16 protein-coding genes are annotated in these 21,700 nt (G+C 59.7%); 2 read left to right on the forward strand and 14 right to left on the reverse strand.

Translation table 11 applies throughout. The annotated features are described in order from the left end of the window. Nucleotide 1: 1 nt before the first annotated feature. Entirely contained in the window at nt 2–1,702 is a 1,701-nt protein-coding gene (pilB, locus tag AC07V0_RS28185) for a type IV-A pilus assembly ATPase PilB (protein WP_064620392.1), read from the reverse strand. A gap of 226 nt (nt 1,703–1,928) precedes the next feature. On the opposite strand from pilB, the gene AC07V0_RS28190 reads away from it, so the two are divergent. Both AC07V0_RS28190 and AC07V0_RS28195 read left to right on the forward strand, forming a co-directional pair. Continuing rightward, nucleotides 1,929–2,339 carry a pilin gene (locus AC07V0_RS28190; protein WP_019650990.1) on the forward strand — a complete coding sequence of 137 codons (411 nt, stop codon included), beginning with the start codon at nt 1,929–1,931 and terminating at the stop codon, nt 2,337–2,339. Between the two features lie 326 nt (nt 2,340–2,665). After that, nucleotides 2,666–3,022 carry a BON domain-containing protein gene (locus tag AC07V0_RS28195; protein ID WP_064620389.1) on the forward strand — a complete coding sequence of 119 codons (357 nt, stop codon included), beginning with the start codon at nt 2,666–2,668 and terminating at the stop codon, nt 3,020–3,022. A 173-nt stretch (nt 3,023–3,195) separates the two neighbouring features. Here AC07V0_RS28195 and AC07V0_RS28200 read toward each other — a convergent pair whose 3' ends face one another. From AC07V0_RS28200 to AC07V0_RS28260, 13 genes are all read right to left on the reverse strand, one after another. After that, nucleotides 3,196–3,492 carry a DUF2845 domain-containing protein gene (locus AC07V0_RS28200; protein ID WP_064620386.1) on the reverse strand — a complete coding sequence of 99 codons (297 nt, stop codon included), beginning with the start codon at nt 3,490–3,492 and terminating at the stop codon, nt 3,196–3,198. Continuing rightward, on the reverse strand, nt 3,492–6,497 hold the full coding sequence (locus tag AC07V0_RS28205; RefSeq protein ID WP_173861186.1) for a DUF748 domain-containing protein: 3,006 nt from the start codon (nt 6,495–6,497) through the stop codon (nt 3,492–3,494). The genes AC07V0_RS28200 and AC07V0_RS28205 overlap by 1 nt, the downstream gene beginning before the upstream one ends. 61 nt (nt 6,498–6,558) lie before the next feature. Further along, nucleotides 6,559–7,575 (reverse strand): class I SAM-dependent rRNA methyltransferase, encoded by a 1,017-nt coding sequence (locus tag AC07V0_RS28210; protein WP_064620380.1) that lies wholly within the window; start codon nt 7,573–7,575, stop codon nt 6,559–6,561. 196 nt (nt 7,576–7,771) lie between these two features. Beyond that, complete coding sequence (acs, locus tag AC07V0_RS28215; RefSeq protein ID WP_086945890.1) at nt 7,772–9,709, reverse strand: acetate--CoA ligase; 1,938 nt, start codon at nt 9,707–9,709, stop codon at nt 7,772–7,774. 230 nt (nt 9,710–9,939) lie between these two features. Further along, nucleotides 9,940–11,604 carry a glucose-6-phosphate isomerase gene (pgi, locus tag AC07V0_RS28220; RefSeq protein ID WP_064620373.1) on the reverse strand — a complete coding sequence of 555 codons (1,665 nt, stop codon included), beginning with the start codon at nt 11,602–11,604 and terminating at the stop codon, nt 9,940–9,942. Between the two features lie 227 nt (nt 11,605–11,831). After that, on the reverse strand, nt 11,832–12,212 hold the full coding sequence (gene panD / locus AC07V0_RS28225; protein ID WP_008153310.1) for an aspartate 1-decarboxylase: 381 nt from the start codon (nt 12,210–12,212) through the stop codon (nt 11,832–11,834). A gap of 171 nt (nt 12,213–12,383) precedes the next feature. Next, entirely contained in the window at nt 12,384–13,244 is an 861-nt protein-coding gene (gene panC, locus AC07V0_RS28230) for a pantoate--beta-alanine ligase (RefSeq protein WP_007938070.1), read from the reverse strand. Beyond that, a complete protein-coding gene (gene panB / locus AC07V0_RS28235) occupies nt 13,241–14,041 on the reverse strand; it encodes a 3-methyl-2-oxobutanoate hydroxymethyltransferase (protein ID WP_018930198.1) in 801 nt (266 codons plus the stop codon). The genes panC and panB overlap by 4 nt, the downstream gene beginning before the upstream one ends. A gap of 272 nt (nt 14,042–14,313) precedes the next feature. Further along, nucleotides 14,314–14,799, reverse strand: coding sequence for a 2-amino-4-hydroxy-6-hydroxymethyldihydropteridine diphosphokinase (gene folK, locus AC07V0_RS28240; protein ID WP_019650997.1), 486 nt, complete (start codon nt 14,797–14,799; stop codon nt 14,314–14,316). A gap of 3 nt (nt 14,800–14,802) precedes the next feature. Further along, nucleotides 14,803–16,203 (reverse strand): polynucleotide adenylyltransferase PcnB, encoded by a 1,401-nt coding sequence (locus tag AC07V0_RS28245; protein ID WP_018930200.1) that lies wholly within the window; start codon nt 16,201–16,203, stop codon nt 14,803–14,805. Between the two features lie 866 nt (nt 16,204–17,069). Continuing rightward, entirely contained in the window at nt 17,070–18,509 is a 1,440-nt protein-coding gene (locus tag AC07V0_RS28250; protein ID WP_018930202.1) for a sigma-54-dependent transcriptional regulator, read from the reverse strand. Between the two features lie 22 nt (nt 18,510–18,531). Further along, nucleotides 18,532–21,486 carry a sensor histidine kinase gene (locus tag AC07V0_RS28255; RefSeq protein ID WP_026286733.1) on the reverse strand — a complete coding sequence of 985 codons (2,955 nt, stop codon included), beginning with the start codon at nt 21,484–21,486 and terminating at the stop codon, nt 18,532–18,534. After that, nucleotides 21,470–21,646 (reverse strand): hypothetical protein, encoded by a 177-nt coding sequence (locus AC07V0_RS28260; protein WP_003176118.1) that lies wholly within the window; start codon nt 21,644–21,646, stop codon nt 21,470–21,472. Before AC07V0_RS28260 ends, AC07V0_RS28255 begins: the two co-directional genes overlap by 17 nt. Nucleotides 21,647–21,700 lie beyond the last annotated feature (54 nt).

Consider the following 21,700-nt stretch of genomic DNA (forward strand, 5'->3'; position numbering starts at 1 on the left):
TTCAGTCCTTCGTGACCCGGTTGATTTCTTCAAGGCTGGTGATGCCTTGCATGGCCTTGAGCAAGCCCGACGTGCGCAGGTCGTTGAAGCCGTCCTTGCGCATCTGGAGGTCGATCTCCAGTGAATTGCCTTCGGCCATGATCAGCCGTTGCAGGTCAGGAGTGTTCTTCACCACTTCATAAATCCCCACTCGCCCTTTGTAGCCAGCATTGCATTGATTGCAACCGACCGGTTCATAGATCGTGAATGAGCCGATGCGTTCCTCGGGGAAGCCTTCCTTGAGCAGCGTCTCGCGGGGAATCTCGATGGGTTTCTTGCAATGGCTGCACAACTTGCGCGCCAGGCGCTGGGCAATGATCAGGCTGACCGAGGTCGCAATGTTGAAGCCCTGAATCCCCATGTTGTGCAGGCGGGTCAGGGTTTGCGCAGCGCTGTTGGTGTGCAGGGTGGAAAGCACCATGTGCCCGGTCTGGGCGGCCTTGATGGCAATTTCGGCAGTTTCGAGGTCGCGGATTTCGCCGACCATGATCACGTCCGGGTCCTGGCGCAGAAACGAGCGCAACGCCTGGGCGAAATCCATTCCCTGCCTGGGATTGACGTTGACCTGGTTGACGCCCTCCATGTTGATTTCCACCGGGTCTTCGGCAGTGGAGATGTTGATGTTGACGGTGTTGAGGATGTTCAGCCCGGTATAGAGCGACACGGTCTTGCCTGAACCGGTGGGCCCGGTCACCAGGATCATCCCCTGTGGTTGCTTGAGGGCGGCCATGTACAGGTCTTTCTGCTCCGGCTCATAGCCGAGGGCATCGATGCCCATTTGCGCGCTGGACGGATCGAGGATCCGGATCACCACTTTTTCGCCCCACAGGGTCGGCAGGGTGTTGACCCGGAAGTCGATGGACTTGCTCTTGGACAGGCGCATCTTGATTCGCCCGTCCTGGGGTTTGCGCCGCTCGGAGATGTCGAGACTGGCCATGACTTTGAGCCGGGAAGCAATGCGGTTGGCCAGTTGCGTTGGTGGCTTGGCAACTTCATGCAGGATGCCATCGGTGCGCATCCGCACGCGGTAGGTTTTTTCGTAGGGTTCGAAATGCAGGTCGGAAGACCCGCTCTTGATCGCATCGAGCAACATCTTGTGGACGAAGCGCACCACGGGCGCGTCATCGGTGTCCTGTCCGCCGATGGCGTCCTGTTTCTGGTCGTCGACCGACTCGATGTCCAGACCGTCGAGGTCGACATCGGCCATCTCTTGCAGGTCGGTGGCGTGGCTGTCGAAGAATCTTTCGATGGCGTCGCTAAGCTTGTCCTCTTCGACCAGGATGGCTTCGGTGTTCAGCCCGGTACTGAACTGGATGTCGTTGATGACCTGTTGATTACTCGGATCGGAAACCCCCACGAACAGTTTGTTGCCGCGTCGCCAGAGGGGTAGGGCGTGGTGCTGGCGGATCAGTTTTTCGCTGACCAGCCCCTTGGGTTGGGTGTCTTTTTCCAGGCAGTTGAGGTCCAGCAGGGCCATGCCGAAATGCTCCGAAGCCACCTCGGCGACCTGCCAGCTTTTCAGCAGTTTGTTTTGCACCAGATAACTGACCAGTGAGACTCGATCGCGTTGGGCTTGCTGATACGCCTGTTGCGCACTTTGATCAGTGATCAGCTCGGCCAGCACCAATTGCTTGGCCAGACCGCTAAGGGCAATGTCATTCATTGGGATTCCGGACGCAGGCGGTTAATGACTTATAGCCTAGTCAAACAGTGGAACCAAACCAGCCGAGGTGAGGTGACAAAAAATGTCAGAAAGTGCGGATCCTGGGGGTACGAAAGGTCTTTGTCGTGATCCCGAGCCCAGTCTGCAGGGGCGCATACGACTTGGCATGACCTGTGCTGCACCCTCTACAGATCATGAGATTTCGACTCATGCATGGAGCCTGTCTATGAAAAATCAAAATGGTTTTACCCTGATCGAACTGCTGATCGTGGTGGCGATCATCGGGATTCTGGCGACGTTTGCGTTGCCGCAGTATTCGAAGTACCAATCACGGGCGAAAGTTACCGCTGCGCTTGCAGAAATCTCGGCACTGAAGGTGCCTTTTGAAGACATTATGAATCAGGGTACAGATCCTACCCTCGCTTTGATCGGCGGTACGGCGACTACAGGTAACTGCACGATTACGGCATCGGGTACCACCGCTACCGGTGTGGGCACTATTGCCTGCACGATCCTCAATGCTCCAGGGCCTGTGCTCAGCAAGACCATTACGCTTTCGCGTACCCTCGCCGGTGGCTGGACATGCGCCACCACGGCTCTACAAGAGTACGCACCTAAAGGCTGCACCGGTACCTGATCCATATCACCCGGCATAAACAATGCCCCGCTTCTCACGACGCGGGGCATTTTTGTTGGTCATTTGGGCGGGGGGCGATTCGGATGATCACGAAAACCCCCGACAATTCATGCCCTTAGGCCTGCGTTAAAACCCGCAACTTGCATGTAGATAATGTCGCACTCATGCATTTTGCATGATTTCGAAAGTTGTCATTTTTATTAAGTTGTTGATTTATAGGTATTTATTTTTTGGTTGCTAGTTGGCACAGCGTTCGCACTCTCTCTGGTAACCCTGCTGACAAGACGACACGCAGCAGACTTTCCAGAAGAACAGGAGTTACTCGTATGAAAAAGTTCGCTATCGCTGCCGCTACTGCTACCGCGCTGACCCTGACGATGGCCAACGCTGCATTCGCCCAGACCAGCCATACCACCCAGGCTCCCATGACGCTGGCCGCCGGTGAAGTGACCAAAGCCAAGGAAGCTACTTCCGATACCTGGATCACGACCAAAGTCAAAGCAGACCTGGTGACTGAAAAAGGCATCCCTGGCACCGACATCAAAGTCGAAACCAACAAAGGCGTCGTGTCGCTGTCGTCCACTGTTGCGGTGACTGAAGCTCAGAAAGCCACCGCCGTGGCCATTGCCAAGAAAATCAAAGGCGTCAAAGCGGTGTCCGCTGACGGCCTGAAAGCCGAGTAAGGCAAGGCTTCTCGCCTGGACCGGGAGAAGATGCGGCAGGCGGGCCAGGTCATACGTCTGTCGCTTTTTGAGAGTTCATGCGAAAGGCCATATGGACGTGGCCGTTACAGGCCCCGACATTCGTGTCGGGGCCTGTTCTATTGGGAGCAACGCAAAAAACTGTGGGGGCGAGTTCAGTTACCGCGCTTGCTGGTGATTTGAACCAACCGGTTTCCTTCAAAGCGCAGGTACTGGTACATCCCGCCGTTGGGCCCGTAGGTCCATTCCTCGACCTGAAACTCTTCCCGTCGATTGGCGCTGCGCTTGTAGCCAAGCAGGTCGCGGGCGACGGGCTCTCCGCATTTTTGCAGCACTTCGCTGGACCTGTCCCCGACGCTGATCAATTGACTGCCGCAGCGCAGGGTATCGGCCGCCGCAGCTTGACCGGCAGCCAATACCAGGGCCAGGCTCATAAGCCATTGCGCGCCCATCATTCGGCATCCAGATGCAAGGCCGTCACCACGCGGCCATCGCTTTCGGCCTCACCGAGGTTGGCGTCGATGAAGTACACGCGGTCATCGGCCAACTGCCCTTTGTCCACCAGGTAGTCCTTGATGCTGCTGGCCCGTTCCTGGCCCAGCTGACGCAACAGAACCTCGCTGGAGCTCCAGAAGCCGATCACGCTTTCGCGCATTTTTTTGCTGCGTTCTTCCTTGCCCAGATCCTTCCATTCCGCGGGCGGCTGGATCTTGAGACGTGTGCGGTAGATTCCTTCGAGCAGCGGGCCTTTCTCGCTGTCCGGCACTTCCAGCATGGAGGCCTGGGCCGGCACTTTGTCACCGCGGCGCTGGAGCATTTTGTAGTAGTTGTACTGGTATTCCCGTTCCAGGCGTTGCTCGGCGAGCAGTGGGCCGTCGCTGCTCTTGGCGGCAGTGCCTTCGATTTCCAGGCGCAGGGCCGGACGCTCCTTGAGCGCCTGGGACAGTTTGATCAGTGTCGCTTCGGCTTCCTTGCTCAAGTCGCTCGAACCTGGTGCAAACGCCACGGTGCCCAGCTCCTCTGAACCGCCGCCGCTGACCAGCCCGCCAATCATTTTGAACGGCGCCGCGGCCGCCTTCACGATCAGATTGCGCAGGGTCTGCCAGATGATCGGCATGATGCTGAACTGCGGGTTGTTCAGGTCGCCGCTCACCGGCAGTTCGATGGAAATCTTGCCGTCGACATCCTTGAGCAAGGCAATCGCCAGTTTCAGCGGCAGGCTCACTGCATCCGGACTGTCGACCTTTTCACCCAGTTGCAGCTGCTCGACCACCACTTTGTTTTCGGCCAGGAGCTGACCGTTGGTGATCTTGTAATGCAGATCCAGATTGAGCCGGCCCTTGCGGATGCGGTAACCGGCGAACTTGCCGGAATAAGGCGTCAGGGTCGTCAGTTCCACCCGTCTGAAACTGGTAGCGATGTCCAGACTGGCCATTGGGTCGAACGGGTTGACCGAGCCCTTGATGGTCACCGGTGCATAGCGGTCGACCTTGCCTTTGACGTCGACGTTGGCCGGTTTTACGTGGCGGCTGTCGATGGTGCCGATCTGCCCGTTCAGTTGTTGGACGGCCGTGGCGAAGTTCGGTGTCAGGCTGAAGTCGGCGAAGTTTGCCGAACCGTCATTGATGGCGATGCTGCCAATGTGGATGCCCAGTGGTTTTTCGTTTCCGGCTGCCGGTTTGGCTGCGGCAGTTGTGGTCGTTGTGGTCGTTGTGGCGCCGGAGTCGGCCGGTTGCGGGATCAGCAGGTCATCGATGTTGGTGGTGCGGTCATCGTTGATCATGAAGCGGGCATAGGGCTGGAACAGATTGACCTTGTCGATCGACAGGCTGTCGCCGTGCTGATAGTTCAGGCCTTCGAGCGCCAACTGTTGCCACTTGAGGAAGTCACGGGTTTTCAGAGTGTCGAGGGTATGCAACTGATCGATCTGGGCTTTACCTGTAACACTGAACGCCAGCGGCTCGGTGCTTTTCAAGTCGACCGCCAGATCACTGCCCAGCATGCCGCTACGCAGTTCGAGGCGAATGAACGGATTGATGTAGGACTGGGCGACGCGCAGGTCGATATCCCTGGTCTGCACGTTCAGTTTGGCGCTGATCGGGGCCAGATTGACCGTGCCGTCCGCCATGATCTTGCCTTGCTTGCCCACGCCCGTGTCGAGCTTGAGGTTGAAAGGGGAGCCGTTGAGGCTGTCGAAATTCTGCAGGTCCAGGTTCAGCGGGCCGAGCTCCAGCGCTACGGCGGGTTGTGCCTTGCGGTCGGCCAGGTGCACCTGATAATTACGCAGTTGCACGTCTTTGAGCAGCACCTGCCAGGGTTTGCTCGGCGCGGTCGGTTCGGGCTTCGGTGAATCGGCTGCCGCGGGTGTGCTGGTGGGTTCGGCGTTGGCTTTGGCCGCCTGTTTGGACGGCTGGCTGGCGAACAGTTTTTGCCAATCGAGTTGCCCATCGGCTTCGAGGGCTGCCCAGGTTTCCAGTTTCTGGCTGCGGATCTTGCCGACCACCACTTGCTGCTTGGCCAGATCCACGGTGGTGTCGCTGATGTCCAGTCGTTCGAGCTTCACCAGAGGTCGGCCGTCCGGCGCCTTGATGGCGAAAGGCGCGACGCTGACGACGACGTTGTCCAGCAGCAGTTCGGTGCCTTTGTTCAGATTGAGTTTGTAGTCGGTGCTCAGGTTCAGGACGCCGTTTTCCAGGACCAGTGGCACAGCATCGCGCACATAGGGCCAGAAGGACTTCATCTTGCCATCGGTGATTTTCAGCTTACCTTCAGAGGCGATCGGGCTCAGGCTGAAATTGCCGGTCCAGTCGATCTGCCCGCCGGCGGGGCCGACCGCGACCAGGGTCATGTCGGCGTTGTCGTCGGGCAGGGTACTGAGGTTCTTCAGCTCGAAATCGAGTTTGTCGTAGAGGAATTCGATGGGCTCGCTGGGCCGGGCATCTTCGAAATGCACGTAGCCGCCGGCCAGTTTGATCCGCTCCACGCGCAGCGGGAAGGGTTTGGCGTTCGGGTCGACCGGGGTCGGTTCGCTGGCGGGGATTTTGAACAGCCCGAGAAGATTGAGCTGGCCGTCCTTGCCGAAGCGTATTTCGGTCTTGGGTTTGTCCAGTTCGATATCGGACAGGTGCAGCGCCTTGGTCCACAGGCTGTCGATCTGCAAGTTGGCGTACAGGCGTTCGAAGCCCACTTGTTCCTTGCCCGGCTCGCCGATGATCAGGCCCCAAAGGGTTACTTCAAGGCTGAACGGGTTGAGTTCGATCCGCGAAATTGTCGCGGGCGTCATGGCGTAGTTGGCCAATTGCTGGTTGGCAACCCGCAACGCGATGCCCGGCAAAATCAGAAACCCCAGCAGGCTGTAAAGGGCCAGGGCTGTTAACAAGGCGCCGATAGCGCGGATCAATCCTTTGGGCATGTGTGGCTTCATCTGTCGGAATCGGAGTGCCTTGGAGTATGGCATGCGTTTGCGGTTCCGAAGCAATCACGCTTTATAGGCGTTGTCTGATAATGGGTGTGGATTTTCAGAGCTGCAGGATCAGCGTTTTCAGCGGCGGTTGTTGGTCCGTCGACGGAAAGTCGCTGCCCGGTGTCAGCGCTGTCCACTCACGCACCGGGCGTCCGGCCTTCTCTGCGCAGCGCAGCACCTGTTCGCGCCAATCGTCCATGCTGACCTTCGCCAGGTTGTTGCAGCAGATCAACACGCCATTGTCGGCAGTGGTCAGCAGCGCCGGTTTGAGCAGGCTCTGGTAATCGCGCAACAGATCGACCGTGCCGAAAGCACTCTTGGCCCAGGCCGGTGGATCGAGCAGTACCAGATCATATTGACGCGGCTCCAGGCGCTGATAGCTCGGCAGTTTTTGCCCGCGACGCTGGCTGATCGGCAGGCCGGCCAATTGACGAATCGCCGGGAAGTAATCGGACTGGATGAACTCCATGGTCGGCAATTGCGGGTTGAGCAGACCGTTTTCGCGGCCGACCGCCAGGTTGCCTTCGGCAAAGTCCAGGTTGCACACCTCGCTGGCACCACCGGCCGCAGCGCAGAGACCGACGCCACAGGTGTAGGCAAACAGGTTCAGCACACTTTTGTTTTTGCTGTGCGCCTTGACCCAGCCGCGGGCGTTGCGCAGGTCGAGAAACAGCAACGGATCCTGGCCGGCATGGCGCCCGCGAACCCGGTAGTTCAGCCCCCATTCGTGGCCGATCAAGTCTTGCAGGGCGGCCTCGTCGGCGCGGTAGACGGTGTCTTCGCGGTCGATGCGCGAGTTGCCGCGGGAGCGGTCGTTGTAGACCAGCAGGCTATCGAGGCCCAGCTGTTGATTGACGATTTCGTGCAATTGCAGCAGGGCGTCACGCTCCAGTGACTGATGAAAGCTTTGCACCAGCAGTTGCGGGCCATAGCGGTCGATGGTCAAGCCGCCGGCACCTTCCTGGCTGCCGTGGAACAGGCGATAGCAATCGGTGCCTTGCTGATGCAGCTCGGCGAGCAGGTCCTGGCGACGATCAAGGGCGGCGCACAGCGCCTGATTCAAGGAAGACATGCTGGGCGCCTTGCTGGAGGGAATTGAGGGCGCGGGAGTTTAACACTGTGGCGAGGGGGCTTGCCCCCGTTCCAGTGCGCAGCACTGGCAAAAATTCGAGGGAGCGCCAAGCTTTTTGGGCCGCTTCGCTGCCCAACGGGGGCAAGCCCCCTCGCCACAATAAGCCTCACAGCGCGGCCGGTGGCCGCGCGCAACATTATTGGTTCAGGCGTTGATCAATCAGCCCTTGCACCACGCTTGGGTCGGCGAGGGTCGAGGTGTCGCCGAGGCTGTCCAGTTCGTTGCAGGCGATCTTGCGCAGGATCCGTCGCATGATCTTGCCCGAACGGGTTTTCGGCAGGGCCGGGGCCCACTGGATCAAGTCCGGTTTGGCGAAGCTGCCGATTTCCTGGCTGACATGGGCCAGCAGTTCTTTCTTCAGATCGTCGTTGGGGTCGACGCCGTTCATGGGTGTGACGAAGGCGTAGATGCCCTGGCCTTTGATGTCATGGGGGTAACCGACCACGGCGGCCTCGGCAATGCTGTCGTGCAGCACCAGCGCGCTCTCCACTTCGGCGGTGCCGATGCGGTGCCCGGAGACGTTAATCACGTCGTCGATGCGCCCGGTGATCCAGTAATCGCCGTCCTCGTCGCGGCGTGCGCCATCGCCGGTGAAGTAGTAGCCGGGGTAGGGCTTGAAGTAGGTTTCGACCATCCGTTTCGGATCGCCGTAGACGCTGCGGATCTGCGCCGGCCAGCTGGACTTGATGGCCAGCACGCCGCTGCCGGCGCCTTTGATTTCTTTGCCGTGCTCATCGAGCAACACCGGTTGCACACCGAACATCGGTTGGGTGGCGCAACCGGGTTTGACCCGTTGGGTGCTGACCAGCGGGCTGAGCATGATGCCGCCGGTTTCGGTCTGCCACCAGGTATCGACAATCGGGCAGCGTTGCTCGCCGACTGTATTGAAGTACCACTCCCAGGCTTCCGGGTTAATCGGCTCACCGACAGTACCGAGTAAGCGCAGGCTCTCGCGGGATGTTTCCTTCAACGGCCCGGGACCTTCACGCATCAACGCGCGCAGGGCGGTCGGGGCGGTGTAGAAGATGTTGACGTGGTGCTTGTCGATCACCTGCCAGAAGCGCGAGGTGCTGGGGTAGCTCGGTACGCCTTCGAAGATCAGCGTGGTCGCGCCGTTGGCCAACGGCCCGTAGACAATGTAGCTGTGGCCGGTGACCCAGCCGACATCGGCGGTGCACCAGAAGACTTCACCGTCGCGATAGTCGAGCACGTATTTGAAGGTCATCGCCGCTTGCAGCAGGTAGCCGCCGGTGGTGTGCAGCACGCCTTTGGGTTTGCCGGTGCTGCCGGAGGTGTAGAGGATAAACAGCGGGTCTTCGGCGTCCATCGGCTCTGGCGGGCAATCGTCACCGACATCGCGCAGGGCCTGGTGATACCAGAGGTCGCGGTCTTCAACCCAATTCACCTGGTTTTGGGTGTGCTCGACCACGATCACACTGCTGACGTGCGGGCAACTTTGCAGGGCCTTGTCGACGTTCTGTTTGAGCGGTACGAATTTACCGCCGCGCACGCCTTCATCGGCGGTGATTACGGTGCGGCAGTCGGCGTCGAGGATCCGGTCACGCAGTGAGTCCGGGGAGAATCCGCCGAACACCACCGAATGAATCGCGCCGATCCGCGCACAGGCGAGCATGGCGTAGGCGGCTTCGGGGATCATCGGCATGTAGATGCACACGCGGTCGCCTTTCTTTACGCCACGGCTTTTGAGCACGTTGGCCAGTCGACAGACGTTGTGATGGAGTTTTTTGTAGGTGATTTGGGTGGATTCGGCGGGGTCATCGCCTTCCCAGATGATTGCAATCTGATCGCCACGCTGTTCCAGATGACGGTCGATGCAGTTGTAACTGACGTTTAACTTTCCGCCGGCGAACCAGCTCGCTTCACCGGTTTTCAGGTCGTACCGCTGAACGGTCTGCCACCGCGTGCTCCAGTCGAGGAACCGTGTGGCCTGTTCGGCCCAGAAGGTGCTGGGGTGTTCAATGGATTCACGGTACAGGCGCTTGTAGTCGTCCTGACTCAACTGTGCAGCCCGGCGGACGGCATCGGCTTTGGGGAACGTGCTGATATCGAACATGACGGTTCCTTATTCTTGTTTTGCGACAAGAGGGGAGCTGCGCGACCCTCGTAGGAGCTGCCGAAGGCTGCGATCTTTTGATCTTGTCTTTTACAACCAGGATCAAAAGATCGCAGCCTTCGGCCGCTCCTACAGTGATAGCGCACGCCACCGATTTTGCAGTAAACCCGGTGCCGTGGAACTGTCGGTGCTGCAAGTTGAAGGGGCGGGTAAACCGCCCCTTCAGCCTATCACCCGCGGTGACGACCGCGGAAGTAGTTGATCAGGCCTTGGGTGGAAGCATCGTCGGCCGGGGTTTCTTCGCTGCCGACCAGGCGGTTGTAGACGCCTTTGCCCAGTTCTTTACCCAACTCCACGCCCCACTGGTCGAAGGCATTGATGCCCCAGACCACGCTTTGCACGAAGACTTTGTGTTCGTACAGCGCTACCAGTGCGCCTAGACGACGCGGGCTGATGCGTTCGAGCACCAGGGTGTTGCTCGGACGGTTGCCCGGGATCACCTTGTGTGCGGCCAGTTTTTGCACTTCATCCTCGGCCATACCCTTGTCACGCAGCTCGGCTTCAGCCTCGGTGCGGGTCTTGCCGAGCATCAATGCCTGGCTTTGCGACAGGCAGTTGGCGTACAGCCACTGGTGGTGGTCGGACACCGGGTTGAAACTGACGATCGGCACGATGAAGTCGGCCGGGATCAGTTGGGTGCCCTGGTGCAGCAACTGGTGGTAAGCATGCTGACCGTTGCAGCCAACGCCGCCCCAGATTACCGGGCCGGTATCGGTGGACACTGGCGTGCCGTCCTGGCGCACGCTCTTGCCGTTGGATTCCATGTCCAGCTGTTGCAAGTGCTTGGTGATGTTGCGCAGGTAGTGGTCGTACGGCAGGATCGCGTGGCTCTGCGCCCCCCAGAAGTTGCCATACCAGATGCCGAGCAATGCCAGCAGTACCGGCATGTTCTGTTCGAATGGCGCGCTCTGGAAATGCTGGTCCATGGTGTATGCACCGGACAGCAGTTCCTTGAAGTTCGACATGCCGATGGCCAGGGCAATTGGCAAACCGATGGCCGACCACAGCGAGTAACGGCCGCCGACCCAGTCCCACATCGGGAAGATGTTCTCTTCACGAATACCGAATGCCACGGCCGCCGCGTTGTTGCTGGAGACGGCGATGAAGTGACGGTACAGCTCGGCTTCCGAACCGCCCTGAGCCAGGTACCAGGCGCGGGCGGCCTGGGCGTTTTTCAGGGTTTCGAGGGTGTTGAAGGATTTCGACGAGACGATGAACAGCGTGGTCTCGGCGCGCAGCTTCATGGTCAGTTCGTGGAATTCACTGCCGTCGATGTTCGCCAGGTAATGGCAACGCACGCCTTTCTGGGCGTAGGACAGCAGCGCTTCGGACACCAGCTCGGGGCCGAGGAACGAGCCACCGATGCCAATGTTCACAACGTCGGTGATCGGCTTCTCGGTGTAACCGCGCCACAGACCGTCGTGGATACGGCCCACGAGATCGGTGATCTGGTTCAGCACTTTGTGCACGTCGGGCATCACGTTGACGCCGTTGACCGACAGCTTGTCGCCCACCGGACGGCGCAGTGCGGTGTGCAGGGCCGGGCGTCCTTCGGAGGCGTTGACGATTTCGCCCGAGAACAGCGCTTTGATCGCGCCCTTGAGGTCGACTTCGTTGGCCAGGCCCACCAGCAGATTGCGGGTCTCGGCGTTGATCAGGTTCTTCGAGTAGTCGAGAAACAGGCCGCAGCTGCTGAGGGTGAATTGATTAAAACGCTGCGGATCGGCATTAAAGGCTTCGCGCATGCTGAAATCCTGCATGGCTTGGCGGTGGTCATTCAGCGCTTGCCAAGCGGGCAGAGCGGTAACGTCGTGAGGAGTGCGGTAATACGCCATCGCTGCGGTTTTCCTTTTACTTGAACGGCCTTTTGAACACTAAAAATCCCGGAGCGCTGTGGGTGGGCGTCCGGTCAACTGCGTCGACACGATTTCTGGCGCAGGGCGAATACAGTAAACCTCGCGCTGCAATCTGTCTTGACTTTGTCTGACCTGCTCCCGGTACTTTTTTAACATTTAACCAGGAGCGGTCCGACAAACGGAAAGCTGGCAGGGGGGCGGTCCGGTCAGGCGACCTGAACCGGAATGGCATTGCTGGTGTGGCTCAGTTCGTTGCCCGGCGCCATGTAGAGCATGCGCGGCTTGAAGTTGAGCAGTTCGGCTTCGCTGTAGTGGGCGTAAGCGCAGATGATCACGCGGTCGCCGACCTTGGCCTTGTGGGCCGCGGCACCGTTGACCGAGATCATGCGCGAACCTTCTTCGCCACGAATCGCGTAGGTGGTGAAGCGTTCGCCGTTGTCGATGTTGTAGATCTGGATCTGTTCGTACTCACGGATGCCGGACAGGTCCAGCCATTCGCCGTCGATGGCGCAAGAGCCTTCGTAATCGAGTACAGCATGGGTGACTTCGGCGCGATGCAGCTTGGCCTTGAGCATGATGGCGTGCATGAGTGTTTCCCCGGGTCGGAATCGAACGGGGGGCAGTTTGCCCGAAGGCTTTGTGGGCGGCAATACAACGCAAAAGATCGTCCGAACACGGCCCGAGCCTGCGGCGTCTCCTAAAGGTCTCCGCGAGACCGTGTAGGGGCTGCCGCAGGCTGCGATCTTTTGATTTTGCCGTTAAGACGTAGCGTCGAGGTTCAGATGCAGGTTGTCGATCAACCGCGTCGTGCCGAGGAACGCCGCCACCAGAATCACCAGATCCCGATCTTGCGCTGTCGCCGGACGCAAGGTCAGCGCATGGCGAATTTCCAGGTAATCCGGACGCAGGCCAGCGGCTTCCAGTTGCTTGATCTGCTCGTTGATCAGCGTCGGGTAATCGCGCTCGCCCTGTTTGATCGCGTCGCTGATCCGGGTCAGGGTGCGATAGACCTCTGGTGCGATGGCCCGCTGTTCTTCGCTGAGGAAACCATTGCGTGACGACAACGCCAGACCGTCGGCGGCCCGTACGGTCGGTTCGCCGATGATCTGGATCGGCATGTTCAGGTCGTGCACCAGGGCGCGAATCACCGCCAGTTGCTGGAAGTCTTTCTGGCCAAAGATCGCCAGGTCCGGCTGGACCATGTTGAACAGTTTGCTGACTACCGTCGCCACCCCTTCGAAATGCCCCGGACGGCTGGCGCCGCACAGGCCTTCAGACAGTTGTGGAACGCTGACGCGGGTCTGGCCGGCCATGCCGTCGGGGTACATTTCTTCGACGGTTGGGGCAAACAGCAGATGGCAACCGGCCTGGAGCAGTTTCTCCTGATCGGCGGCCAAGGTCCGCGGGTATTTGTCGAGGTCTTCGCCGGCGCCGAATTGCAGCGGGTTGACGAAAATGCTCGCGACCACGAAATCCACCCGTTGGGTGGCTTTGGTAATCAGCGCGATATGCCCGCTGTGCAGGTTGCCCATGGTCGGCACAAAGCCGATGCGCTTGCCTTCGCTACGGGCGCGGGCCACCGCGGCCCGCAGTTCGCGTACGGTTTTTACGGTGTTCATGCAGAGAATCCGTGTTCGATGCCAGGGAAAGTCGCCGCTTTGACTTCAGTGACGTAAGCGCTCAAGGCTGCTTGAATGCTGGTTTGGTCGGTCATGAAGTTCTTCACGAACTTTGGCACGCGGCCGGTCATGGACAAGCCCAGCATGTCGTGCAGAACCAGTACCTGACCGTCGGTGCCACTGCCGGCGCCGATGCCAATCACCGGGATCTTCACCGCCTGGCTGATTTCTTCGGCCAATTCGCTCGGCACGCATTCGAGCAGCAGCATGGCCGCGCCGGCCTGTTCCAGGGAAATTGCGTCGGCACGCATCTGCCGCGCCTGGTTCTCGTTGCGGCCCTGGACTTTATAGCCGCCGAGGATGTTGACCGATTGCGGTGTCAGCCCCATGTGCGCGCACACCGGGATGCCGCGTTCGGCCAGCAGACGGATCGAGTCCGCGAGCCACAATGCCCCTTCAACCTTGACCATGTGCGCACCGGCCTGCATCAACAGGGCGCTGTTGGTCATGGTTTGTTCAATGGTGGCGTAGGCCATGAAGGGCAGGTCGGCGAGGATCAGGGCATCGGTGTTGCCGCGTTTGACGGCTGCCACGTGGTAGGCCATTTCAGCAGTGGTCACCGGCAGGGTGCTGTCGTGACCTTGCAAGACCATGCCGAGGGAGTCGCCCACCAGCAGCACTTCAACCCCGGCCTCATTGCAGGCGTGGGCGAAGGTCGCGTCATAGCAGGTCAGCATGGTGATCTTTTCACCTGTCTGCTTGAGGCTCTGGAGCGTGGTCAGGGTGATGGCTGGCATGAAAAAAATCCTCATTACAGGCGCTATGAAAACTACTGCGAGTAACGCGCGTGATTCGTCATTTATACAGGCGCACCCTCTTTCGTGGTGCTTGTAAGGCCTGGACTGCGCCCTTTAGCGCCGCGTTGGCGGCAGCGGGACGCCTATAGTCGTGAGGAGAACCCGGGAAGTCAATTGCATGTGTTACCGCATTGTTACGTGGGGGGTGTTACCGACGTTACTGATGCGATTCAGCAGATTTGCGATGGGCTTGTATCGTCAAAAGCGGCAACTCAGGCTGCCGGGAGGCGTTCCAGGCCGACGAACGGGCAGGCGGCGAGTAATTCTGCGAGGGTGCGGCCGTCAGCCAGGCGCAAATCCGCCGGTGCCAGTTCGGCCAACGGATAGAGCACAAAGGCTCGTTCCTGCAGGTGATAGTGAGGGACTTTGAGGCGCGGTTCGTCGATCAGTCGATCGCCGAACAACACGATGTCCAGATCCAGCGTGCGCGGGCCCCAGCGTTCAAGGCGCTGGCGGCCTTGTCCGTTCTCGATGGCTTGCAGGGCATCGAGCAGCTCCAGCGGCGCGAGGCGGCTGTCGAGAGCGGCGACCGCGTTGGTATAACGCGGTTGGCCGGGCAGCAGCGAGTCGCTTTGATAAAACCCGGAAACACCGACCAGTTCGGTCTGCGGCAAGCGTGCCAAGGCCTCGACAGCGCTGCGCAACTGTTCGGCAGGGTCAGCCAGATTGCTGCCCATGCCGATGTAGATGCGTTCCATGGCTTATTCGCCTGTCGTGCTCGAAGCGCCGGCAGCGCGTTTGCGTTTGGCGCCGCCACTGCGGCGACGTTTGCGCGGAGCACCGCTGCCGTCGTCCTTGCCGCTGAGTTCGCGGATCATGTCCCGACGTTCGCTGTCGTTGGCGTCCTGATAGTCGGTCCACCATTCGCCCAGGCCATCAGTCTGTTCGCCAGCGCTTTCGCGCAGCAGCAGGAAGTCGTAGCCGGCACGGAACCGCGGGTTGTCCAGCAACAGGTCGGCCCGCTTGCCGCTGCGGCGCGGCAGACGCTCCTGCATGTCCCAGATCTCGCGGATCGGCATGGTGAAGCGTTTCGGAATCGCAATACGCTGGCACTGTTCGGCAATCAACTCGTGCGCTGCTTCCTGCATCGCCGGAATCGGCGGCATGCCACGTTCTTGCAAGCGCAGCACGCGGGCCGGCAGGGCAGGCCAGAGCAGGGCGGCGAACAGGAACGCCGGGGTGACCGGTTTGTTCTGCTTGATCCGCAAGTCCGTGTTGATCAGTGCTTCACTGATCAGCGTGTGGGTGTACGTCGGGTTGTATTCCAGCGCCTCGGCACTGGCCGGGAACAGCGGATCGAACAACTGCAGGTCGACCAGCATCTCGAAGGTGTCCGCGGCGTGGCCGGAGAGGAACAGCTTGAGCACTTCTTCGAACAGACGGGCTGATGGAATCTCGCGCAGCATCGGTGCCAGATCGCGGATCGGCAGGGCACTGTGCTTCTCGATACCGAAATTCAGCTTGGCGGCGAAACGCACGGCCCGCAGCATCCGCACCGGGTCTTCCTGGTAGCGCTGCTTCGGATCGCCGATCAGGCGGATCAAGTGATTGCGGATGTCGTGTACGCCATTGGCGTAGTCGAGAATGCGCTCGCTGACCGGATCGTAATACAAGGCGTTGATGGTGAAGTCGCGGCGTTGCGCGTCTTCTTCCAGGGTGCCGTAGACGTTATCGCGCAGGATGCGCCCGCTTTCGTTGCGGGAAGACTGGTTGCTGTCTTCGTCCTCGTCGTTTTGCGGGTGATTGGCGCGGAAGGTCGCGACTTCGATGATTTCGCGGCCAAAGTGGATATGCACCAGTTTGAAGCGACGACCGATGATCCGCGCGTTGCGGAATTCGGCCCGTACCTGTTCAGGGGTGGCACTGGTGGCGACGTCGAAATCTTTCGGCGTGATGCCGAGCAGCATGTCACGCACACAGCCGCCGACCAGGTAAGCCTGGTAACCGGCGTTCTGCAAGCGTTCGACGATGTTGACCGCGTAACGGCTGAATTGCGCCTTTTGCAGCGAATGTTGGCCGCTATTGAGCACTTCAGGCGTGCTGCGGATGTGTTGCGTACGACGCAGGGGAGAACGGAATGACTGGAACAGCTTCTTCAGCATGGGATGCACTGTTTGAAGGAATGTTCGGCCATAACGAAGAATGACCGCATGATGGGCCGGGATTCTAGCATTTAGTCGGGGGATGGTGTAGGAAGCTGCGCAAGCGCTTGAAGGGAGATGTCTTGAGGGGCGGTTTTGTAGCAGCTGCCGAGCCTGCGTTCGGCGGCGAAGCCGTCGTAAAACCAGAAATTGCGGTGTGTCAGTAGGAACCGGTTGCCCGTATTAGCGACTGCTGCGCAGTCGAACGCAGCCTCGCACTGCTCGGCAGCTGCTACAAGGCAGAGAATGCCAAACGCCAGAAACCACAAGGGGAGCCGAAGCTCCCCCAGAAGTAGTTGCCTGCTCTATTTTTATTATTGGTTTCGGGCTTCTTGTTTTTGTTGAGCGCCCTCGCCATGAAGTTTTCCTTCATGACCCTCCCAATCGGGAGCCAAGAGCAAACGGATTGCTTTGGTCGCTGTGTTGCTATGATCGTGTGATCCAACCAGTTCAGGCACTGCCTAGGGACAGTTTTTTATTATTCTCGGCCTGGTTGCGGGGCAAGCCCCAAATGCAACGCCTCTCCAAAAGAATCAGTTAGCTACGCCTCTCGCCGTCTTGTTTTTATTGTGCGTGAGTCGATTCGTCTTATTTTTATTGTCTTGTGCATTACTTGTTATTGTTCTTGTACTGAACATATAGCAGGGTGCGTGCCAACTTTTGTGAGGCCCAGTAAAACAAGGGGTTAGGCGGGCTAATGGGGTTTTTCGAGGCCAAAAAAAACCGGGGCTTCGTTACCGTAAGCCCCGGCTTCTGTTACGTGAAAAAGCTGAGGTAACAGTTTTTCCACAATGTCACGTGTTACCCGCGCATCTGACAGGCGCGGTTCAGCTCTCGCTGGCCACCCCGGTTTTGCGCCGCGGGATGCCCAGGCGCTGACGGCGTTCCCACAAGCATTTGCGACTGACCCCGAGCTTGCGGGCCAGTTCGGTTTCGGTCATGTGATCCTGATGCTCGAGCACGAAGTGCTGGAAGTAGTCTTCCAGGGACAGATCTTCGGTCGGTTCGTGGCTGGTGTTACCGGCGCTGTTGCCCTGCTGGGGCGCGAGGCCGATGAAATCGTCGTCTTCCAGATCGCTGAGTTCGATGTCGATGCCCAGCAGCTCGGCGGAAATCTCCGGGCTCTCGCACAGAATCACCGCGCGCTCGACCGCGTTTTCCAGTTCGCGAACGTTACCCGGCCAGGAGTAATGCCGAATTGCTTGCTCGGCATCCAGGGCGAATTTCAGATCGGTGCGGTTGACCCGCGCGCTCTGCCGCGCCAGGAAGGCATTGGCAATTTCATTGACGTCCGCACCGCGCTCGCGCAGGGCCGGCAGTTTCAGGGCGATCACGTGGAGGCGGTAATACAAGTCTTCACGGAACTGGCCGATCTTCGCCAGGCTCTTGAGATCCCGGTGGGTCGCGGCGATCAGGCGTACATCGACCTTCTGCGACTGGACCGAGCCAACCCGGCGGATTTCACCTTCCTGCAATACGCGTAACAGGCGGGCCTGGGCTTCCAGTGGCAGTTCACCGATTTCATCGAGGAACAAGGTGCCGCCGTCAGCCGCTTCCACCAACCCGGCACGCCCGGCGCTGGCGCCGGTAAACGCGCCTTTCTCGTGGCCGAACAGTTCGGACTCGATCAGGCTTTCCGGGATGGCTGCGCAGTTCACCGAAATCATCGGCGCCTTGGCGCGTTTGGACAGGTTGTGCAGGGCACGTGCTACCAGTTCTTTACCGGTACCGGATTCGCCCTGGATCAGGACATTGGAATCGGTCGGCGCGACTTTACGGATTTTGCTGTACAGGTCCTGCATCGGCGGGCAAGAGCCGATGATGCCGATTTCGCCGTTGCTGTTGTCGACACCACTTTTTGCTGCGGCGCCATTGGACGCTTTGCCGACGACCGGCTCACCGCTGGCTTGCGCCGATTGCCGGTCACGCAGGATTCGCGCGACGGCCTGGAGCATCTCGTCGTGATCGAAAGGCTTGGCGATGTAGTCCACCGCGCCCATTTTCATGGAGTCGACGGCCGAACGCAGGCTGGCGTAACTGGTCATGATCAGCACCGGAGTGCCCAGGCCGAGTTTGATCAACTCGGTACCCGGCGCGCCCGGCAGGCGCAGGTCACTGACGATCAGGTCAAACGTGGGAATGCTGAAACGCTCTTGTGCTTCCTGCACGGATCCGGCTTCGCTGACCTGGTACTGGTTACGTTCCAGCAGACGGCGCAAGGCGGAGCGGATAATTGTTTCGTCTTCGACGATCAAAATGTGCGGCATTGATTCGATACTCTCGACGGTCTCAGTTCACAGCGGACGTCGCTTCGACATGACGCGGTAAGGTCACCCGGATACGGGTGCCGCGTTGGCTTTGAACATCAGCCGGGCTGTCGATGGTGATTTGTCCATAATGCTCTTCAACGATGGAATAGACCAGTGCAAGGCCCAGACCGGTGCCTTCGCCAGGATCCTTGGTGGTGAAGAAGGGTTCGAACAGTCGGTCCATGATGCTCGAGGGAATACCGCTGCCTTCGTCTTCGACGATCAGATCGACCGTGTGTTCGCCGGCTTCGCTCTTGACGCGCACTGCACTGCCCGGAGGCGAGGCGTCACGGGCGTTTGAGAGCAGATTGATCAATACCTGGGCGAGCCGCTGCGGGTCGCCTTCGACCCAGTGATCGGGGTCGCACAGGTTGTAGAACTGTACTTCGAAATTGCGCCGGTTCAAGGCCAGCAGGCCGATGGCATCCTGGGCCACTTCCGCCAGACAAACGGGCTCGTCGCTGTGCTGATGAGCGCCCGCGTGGGCGAAGCTCATCAGCGACTGAACGATGCGTGACACGCGTTTGGTCTGCTCGAGGATCTGCCCGCTGATTTCCGTGAGTTCGGCGTCTTCTTCACGTTCTTCGCGCAGGTTCTGCGCGAGACAGGCAATGCCGGTGATCGGGTTGCCGATTTCATGGGCCACGCCGGCCGCCAGTCGGCCAATGCTGGCCAGGCGCTCGGAGTGCACCAGTTTGTCTTCGAGCATCTGGGTTTCGGTCAGGTCTTCCACCAGCAGCACCAGGCCGCTGTTACCCGGTGCCAGCGGTTCGTCGATCGCCGCTTTGTGCAGGTTCAGCCAGCGGGTCTGGCCATCGAGGGCCAGGTGCTGCTTGTGCAAGTGTTCGTCCGGCAGATTGATGAAACCTTGCAGCAGCTCTTTCCATGGATCGGCAATGGTGCTCAGGCGCGAACCGACCACACGCTGCGCGGCAATCCCGGTCAGCTCCTCCATGGCTTTGTTCCACATGAGGATTTCCTGATCCTTGGCCAGCGAGCACACGCCCATCGGCAATTCCTGCAGGGTTTGGCGGTGGTAGCGACGCAGGGCATCGAGTTCGGCGGCAAGGCCGGTGAGGCGCGAGTGGTAATCCTCGAGGCGACTTTCGATGAAGTGGATGTCTTCGGTGACGTAGTTTTCGCCGCCGGCCTTATAGGGCAGGAAGGTTTCGACCATGTCCTGCGCCACGCTCGGGCCCATCAGGCCGGAGAGGTTGGCTTCGATACGGTCACGCAAACGACGCAAGGCGTAAGGCCGGCGTTCGTCGAACGGCAGATAAAGGTCACGCAGCGCTTGTTCGACTTCTTTCTGCGCGGCCTTGGCACCCAGCGGTTTGGCCAGTTGCGTGGCGAATTCCTGAGGCGAGGCGGCATGCAGTTCGCGGCGTTGCGGGCGGCGAACGTTGTCCACCGCGCAGGCTTCGGCGGCGCTGGCCTCTTCGGGGCTGGCGTTGGTGAACAGTGAGATCAGAGTGAACATCAGCACGTTGGCGGCCAGCGAGGCAATTGCCGCCATGTGCCAGCTGGTGTCGTCCAGCACGTAAATCATGTTCAGCAACGGAATGTAGAAGCCTTGCAGATTGCCGACCAGCGGCAACAGCATGGTCACCAGCCACACCAGAATCCCCGCCAGGAGGCCGGCGATGAAGCCTCGACGGTTGGCGGTCGGCCAGTACAGCACCGACAACACGCCCGGCAGGAACTGCAAGGTGGCGACGAAGGCGACGATGCCGAGGTTGGCCAGGTCCTGTTCCGCGCCCAGCATCAGGTAGAAACCGTAGCCGGCCATGATGATCGCGACGATCAGCGCCCGGCGGGTCCATTTCAGCCAGCGGTAGATATTGCCCTCGGCCGGCGGCTGATAGAGCGGCAGCACCAAGTGGTTCAGTGCCATCCCGGACAGCGCCAGCGTAGTAACGATGATCAGCCCGCTGGCTGCCGACAATCCACCGACATACGCCAACAGTGCCAGGGCTTTGCTATTGGCGGCGATGCCGATGCCCAGGGTGAAATATTCCGGATTGGTGGTGGCACCGAGTTTCAACCCGGCCCAGAGAATCAACGGCACTGCCAGGCTCATCAGCAGCAGGAACAGCGGCAAGCCCCAGCTCGCGCTGACCAGCGAACGCGGGTTGAGGTTTTCGGTAAAGGTCATGTGGTACATGTGCGGCATGACGATCGCCGAGGCGAAGAACACCAGCAGCAGCGTGCGCCATGGGCCTTCCTGCAGAGGCGTGTGCAGGGCGGCGAGGGCGGTCTGGTTTTGCAGCAGCCACAGTTCCAGCTGTTGCGGGCCGTCGAACACGCCATACAGCGCATACAGGCCGACGCCACCAATCGCGATCAGCTTGATCACTGACTCGAAGGCGATTGCGAACACCAGGCCTTCATGTTTCTCACGGGTGGCGATGTGGCGCGAGCCGAAGAAAATCGTGAACAGCGTAATCAGCGCGCAGAAACTCAGGGCCACGCGATGCTGCACCGGCTCGCGGGTGAGGATGCCGATGGAGTCGGCCACCGCCTGAATCTGCAACGCCAGCAACGGCAGCACGCCGACCAGCATGAAAATCGTCGTCAGCGCACCGGCCCAGGTGCTGCGGAAACGGAACGCGAACAGGTCGGCCAGCGATGAGAGTTGGTAAGTGCGGGTGATTTTCAGGATCGGGTACAAAAGCACCGGCGCCAGCAGAAACGCCCCGGAAACCCCGAGGTAGCTGGACAGAAAACCGTAGCCGTACTGATAAGCCAGGCCCACCGTGCCGTAAAACGCCCAGGCACTGGCATAAACGCCCAGCGACAGGGTGTAGGTCAGCGGGTGGCGAATGATCGCCCGGGGGATCATGCCCCGTTCACTGATCCAGGCCACACCGAACAGCACCGCCAGGTACGCGGCGCTGATCAGGATCATCTGGGTCAGGCTAAAGCTCATCGGCATCTTTTTGGCTCTGCAGGATGAAGGTCACGACGATCAGAATCAGCCAGAGCAAATAAGGGCGATACCAGGCGCCAGTGGCGTCGATCCACCAATCCATGATGGCCGGGGAGAACAGATAAATCCCCACTACCAGGAGCAGGACCAAGCGATAGATGTACATCCCGGCCTCTCTCTTTTATGCGCGTGCCCGAAAACGTGCGGCGATGGTAACGGA

It is taken from the genome of Pseudomonas sp. GW821-FHT01E10, assembly GCF_059422365.1.